We start from the raw sequence: 4,937 nt of genomic DNA on the forward strand, positions 1-4,937 counted from the left end.
AGCGGCGTGCCGATCGATCTGATGTTCACCGACGTCGTCATGCCGGGCCCGCTGCGCAGCCCGGAGCTGGCCAGGAAGGCGCGCGAACGCATCCCAGGGATCGCAGTACTATTCACGTCCGGCTACACGGAGAACGCCATCGTGCATGGCGGGCGGGTCGATGAGGGTGTCGACCTGCTGAGCAAACCCTACACACGCGAGAAACTCGCCCGGAAGCTTCGGCACGTACTCCGCAATCAGCAACAGAGGAACAAGGCGAAGGGGAGCGCCGCACCGGCGCCGTCCGGACGCCCGATTGTCGGCGCCGGTGCGGCGACGCGCCCTTTACGCGTGCTTCTGGTGGAAGACGACGAGCTGATCCGGATGGCCACGGCCGAGATGCTGACGGACCTCGGGCACGTCGTCCAGGAGGCGGGGAGCTCGTCCCAGGCGACGGCAATCCTCCAGCAGCAGCCGATCGACCTGCTCATGACCGACATCGGGCTCGGGGATGGATCAGGTGTCGATCTGGCAGCGGCATCCCGACGTGGAAACCCGGCTCTGCGGATTGTGTTCGTTTCGGGCTACGATTTGCAGCGTGAAGCCACCGCCGACAACGCTCTCGCCGGCGCCGTCCTACTGCGCAAGCCGTTCGACCAGAGAGATCTGCAGGAGGCGTTCCTCGCGGTGGCGCCCGGGACTGCCGTGTGAAGTCCGGCGCATGCAGTTGTGGGCCGCCGATGCAGTGCATACCGCCATCACGGATCGGGTCGTCACCGGACGCCTTGTCAACATCGCGTCGACGCCGTAGGGAATGCGGCGTCGACCGCTCGGGCCTCCTCGGGACCGCACATAAGACAGGCCGTGGGTCGGTGTGCCCCGCAGGCTGGTCCGGATCGAATGGCGCGTGCCAAAGCACGGGCATTCCGGGATCCGGATGTGCTATGAGCCGGCGGTGCGGAACGCTCATTGAGGGAACGGGCATGACCGAACTGACGCCGAGCGGATTGGACGTTGTCGGGCCGCTTCCCTGGGGTACTCATCTGTGCCAACTCTACGACACCGCGGCAGATCTCAAGGAATTCCTTGTCCCATACTTCAAGGCTGGGCTGGAGGCCAACGAGAGCTGCCTCTGGATCGCCTCGGATCCTCTCCCCCCGGCCGCCTGCGAGGCGGCGCTGCGGAGTGTGGTTCCCGATCTAGAGCGAAGAAAGGCCAAGGGGCAAATCGAGATCCTGGGCCATGACGAGTGGTACCTACGCCAAGGCGCCATGACGGCCCAACAGGTCCTCGATGGCTGGCTCGCCCGCGAGGCGCAGGCGCTCGACAGGGGATATGCGGGCCTGCGTCTGACCGGTAACACGTTTTGGCTTGAGCCTGTCGGCTGGCGAGATTTCCAGGACTACGAGTCGGCGATCAACGGCTGCTTCCATGGTCACCGGATCACGGCGTTGTGCAGCTACTGCATGCGCCGCTGCGATGCGGAAGGCGTCCTAGATATTGTTGAAAACCACCATTTCGCGGTGGCCCGTCGACGCGGCCAATGGTCGGTGGTCGAGAGCGCGTCCTACAAGGCCACGAAGGCAGAGCTCCTTCAGCTCAACCAGGAGCTTGAGAACCGTGTGTTGGAGCGCACGCGGCATCTGACCGAGGCGCTGTCGGACCGAGACGTCCTGCTCCACGAGGTACATCACCGCGTCCGCAACAACCTGCAGGTCATCATCAGCCTGCTCAGGGCGAAGCGCCGGCAGATTGAAGACGCACCGAGCCGCTCGGCCTTCGACGAGACGGTGGGACGCGTCCACACGATCTCGCTGGTTCACGACGAGCTGCACAAGGGCAACCGCTTTGCCACGGTGGAACTCGGGAGCTATCTCGGGCGGCTGTGCAACCATCTTCTGGAGGCGCATGGCTCGCCGGGACGACTTAGCGTCATCGTCGAGGCCGCAGACATCGAACTCGACGCGAGCGCGGCCGTTTCAGTCGGTCTCGTGGTCAACGAGCTTGTGTGGAACGCCTGCAAGCATGCGTTCCCGGGTGGATGCCGCGGCCGCATCCAGGTCACGCTCGAGCGCGACGGAGCCGATCTTGCGCTCCGGATCGAGGACGATGGCGTCGGCTTGACGGTTCCTCACGAGAATTCGTCGGAAGGCCTCGGCATGGCGATTGCCACGCGCATTGCCGCCCAGCTCGGCGGGACATTCTCCATTGGCCCGGCTCACCCATTTGGAACACTCGCCTGCTTGCGCTTCCCAATGTCCAAGAGAACTCCGACCGCTACCCGCGCCGGCTTCGGGTTCATCAATAATTAAGCTGGCGAGGTCCTTTGTGAGTTGATGGAATCGAGCAGGCTCCTCCAACTTGTCGCTCAGCACCGCCGGTACATCGAGGGACGTCCGGGCGGGATGATCCTGAATCTCAAAGGCGCTCGGATGGCCGGGCGCGATCTCAGCCGCCTGTTCATGCCGGCGGCTCTGCTTTCGGGCATCGATCTCAGCAACGGGGCCGCCATACGGGCCACGCTGGATCGCGCCGACCTGTTCGGGGCGAACTTGGCTGCCGTCAACATGACAGAAGCTTCGCTGTTGGCTGCCGATCTGCGCGGAGCCAATCTGACCCGGACGATCCTGCGCGGCGCCAAGCTCGACAAGGCAGATCTCAGGCCCGGGCAGCTCGTGATCTGGGTTGCGGATCGCAAACGGGTTCAAGACAAGGCTACCGACCTACGCGGGGCGGATCTGTCAGGCGCGTCCGCCCGCGGGGCCGACCTCGAACGCGCGGCGTTGTCGGGTGCCAATTTGGCTGGCGCTGACTTGTCGAGCGTGAACCTGTTCAAGGCAAACCTCAGTGGTGCAGATCTGACCAATGCGACCCTTGCTGGCGCCAAGATGAAAGGCGTCCTGCTCAACAATGCCAAGGTGACTGGAGCGGATTTCACGGGAGCGGATCTCCACGGTGCCGAACTGCGCAACGTCAACCTCCTGCATGCAAAGACTGATGGAACAATTCTCACAGATGCAGTCATCCACAAAGGTCGGCGGACTCTCTCAGAGGAGTTGATCGTAGCGTTGGATGCTCACGCAGCCTGGGTCTCCAGTCAGGGCACCGAAGGCGCGCGCCTGGAACTAGTTGGCCGGGATCTCGGAGGAATAGACCTCGAGGGAACGGATCTGAGCGGTGCCCTGCTTGAGGAGTGCAATCTCACGCGCGCCAATTTTACGGGCTGCCGTCTGCAGCTGGCCCGCCTCGCGAAGAGCCGCTTGATTGAGGCGCGGCTGACCGGCGCGGATCTTTCAGGAGCAGTTCTGCGCGAGGCTGATCTCAGCCGTGCGGTAATGTGCGAGGTTTCCGCCCGCGCTGTCGAACTGCGCTCGCCGGATGGCCGCCAGACCGGCAGGACATGGCCTACCGACCTTCGCGACGCCCGGCTTGGGGAAGCTGACCTGAGGGGCGCAGATCTCCGTGGGGCACGTCTAACGGGGGCCTACCTGGTCTACTGCAATCTGGCGGGAGCCGACCTCCGCGGGGCCGAGTTGGATCGTACGGCCTTGATGTTCTCGCAACTTGTTTCCGCCCGAACGGATCCCTGAATGTCGTGACGGGCCAAGGACGGTCCCGCGCCGTCGCTCGAGGTTGAGGGGGCATGTCCTTACCGGAACCTCACGCTTAAAAACAGGGCACGGTCTCGCGGAAGGTCCCGAGCACTCTGCGAGCTACGCCTTGTGCCTGGCTCGGACATGCCGCAGGCTCCTCTGAAGGATCGATTGATCGGGGTTCGGTTACGTACCGGCAGCGTGTCGCTTCAATGCACCCATGGACCTCCGCGAGAACTCGCGAGTCGTGCTCGGCTGAACGAGAATGACCGTCACGTTGTGGTGCCGCGGACGCTCGGCCGGGTGCGCCATCGCTTGTTCGAGACCCCGTTGAACTGCAGTGCTGGCGCCGGGGCAGGGAAGGGGATGGCTGCGATGAGCGGGGATCTTGAGGGACCGCCGCGCTGCTGGCGAGCACCGACGGGTATGTGGTGCTCCGCCGGTTCGTGCCGCGGCCGCGCTATCACGAGCATGATGGCTGCGCGAGGCGTGTCGGCCTGATCGTCGACACGGACGGGGCTGGAGGCGGAGATCGTATCATCCAACTCGCCATGGTCGAGTTCCTCGATGGCGTCGAGTGCGGCCGCATCTTCGAGGTGCTCGGAAGCTGGTCCTTGTACAAGGATCCCGGCCGGCGGATTCCGCCCGAGGTGACGAAGCTGACGGGGATCATCGCCGACGTCAGACTGACGACCGAGCCAGCGACGCAAGCAACGCGTCGGCCAATTTGATCTCGTCGAACGGCTTGCGAAGCAGGATTGCGCCCGCGAGGAGGTCGCTCTCCATCGTCCCGGGCGGCAGGTCGTAGCCTGAGACGAACACCAGCCGCAGCGCCGCATTTTTCCGGCGCGCCTCCGTCGCCAGTTCGATCCCCGAGCGCCCCCTGCCGAGCCCGATGTCCGTTAGCAGCACGTCAAAGACGCGCGCATCGAGGGCCGTCACCGCCTCCGTGGCGGTCCGCGCTTCCTGAACCGTATGGCCGAGTCCCTCAAGCATCTCCGCCGTCGACAGCCGGATGAGATCGTCGTCCTCGACCAGGAGCACGTGCAGCGAACGGGCATCACCGGCCATGCGATGCGAGGGGGCGGTCCGGAATCCCGCCGCAGAGGCATCGTTTCTTTGCTCCTGCTTCCGCAGCGTGTGCCGGATCTTGCGGGCGAGCTTCTCGCGGGTGTAGGGCTTGCTCAGGAGCTCCACGTCGTCGTCGAGGCGACCGCCGTGGACGAGCGCGTTCTCCGTGTAGCCCGAGGTGAACAGGACCGCGATTCCGGGCATCCGTTCGCGCGCCTTCCTGGCCAGCTCCGGGCTGCGCAGCGGGCCCGGCATGACGACGTCGGTGAACATCAGATCGATCGGCACGCCGCT

Annotated in this window: 5 protein-coding genes; 4 read left to right on the plus strand and 1 reads right to left on the minus strand. The window is 64.7% G+C overall.

Annotation, left to right across the window (positions count from 1 at the left end):
- The 4 genes from JUB13_RS30900 to JUB13_RS30915 form a co-directional block, all read left to right on the plus strand.
- A partial coding sequence (locus tag JUB13_RS30900) for a response regulator (protein WP_207486114.1) occupies positions 1–690 on the plus strand: 690 nt, incomplete at its 5' end.
- 272 nt (positions 691–962) lie between these two features.
- Positions 963–2,291, plus strand: a complete 1,329-nt coding sequence (locus JUB13_RS30905; RefSeq protein ID WP_207486115.1) for a sensor histidine kinase — start codon at positions 963–965, stop codon at positions 2,289–2,291.
- Between the two features lie 93 nt (positions 2,292–2,384).
- Positions 2,385–3,569, plus strand: a complete 1,185-nt coding sequence (locus tag JUB13_RS30910; RefSeq protein WP_207486116.1) for a pentapeptide repeat-containing protein — start codon at positions 2,385–2,387, stop codon at positions 3,567–3,569.
- 434 nt (positions 3,570–4,003) lie between these two features.
- Positions 4,004–4,303, plus strand: a complete 300-nt coding sequence (locus JUB13_RS30915) for a hypothetical protein (protein ID WP_207486117.1) — start codon at positions 4,004–4,006, stop codon at positions 4,301–4,303.
- Here the strand turns inward: JUB13_RS30915 and JUB13_RS30920 are convergent.
- The coding region (locus JUB13_RS30920; protein ID WP_207486118.1) for a response regulator at positions 4,254–4,937 on the minus strand (684 nt) is incomplete at its 5' end. The genes JUB13_RS30915 and JUB13_RS30920 overlap by 50 nt on opposite strands.

The sequence above is a fragment of the Arenibaculum pallidiluteum genome (assembly GCF_017355985.1).
GTDB classification, from domain to species: domain Bacteria; phylum Pseudomonadota; class Alphaproteobacteria; order Azospirillales; family Azospirillaceae; genus Arenibaculum; species Arenibaculum pallidiluteum.

What these genes read in the sequence shown, in the direction of transcription:
- JUB13_RS30910 (WP_207486116.1), top strand. Translation starts at nt 2,385, where the DNA reads ATGATCCTGAATCTCAAAGGCGCTCGGATGGCCGGGCGCGATCTCAGC.
- JUB13_RS30905 (WP_207486115.1), top strand. Translation starts at nt 963, where the DNA reads ATGACCGAACTGACGCCGAGCGGATTGGACGTTGTCGGGCCGCTTCCC.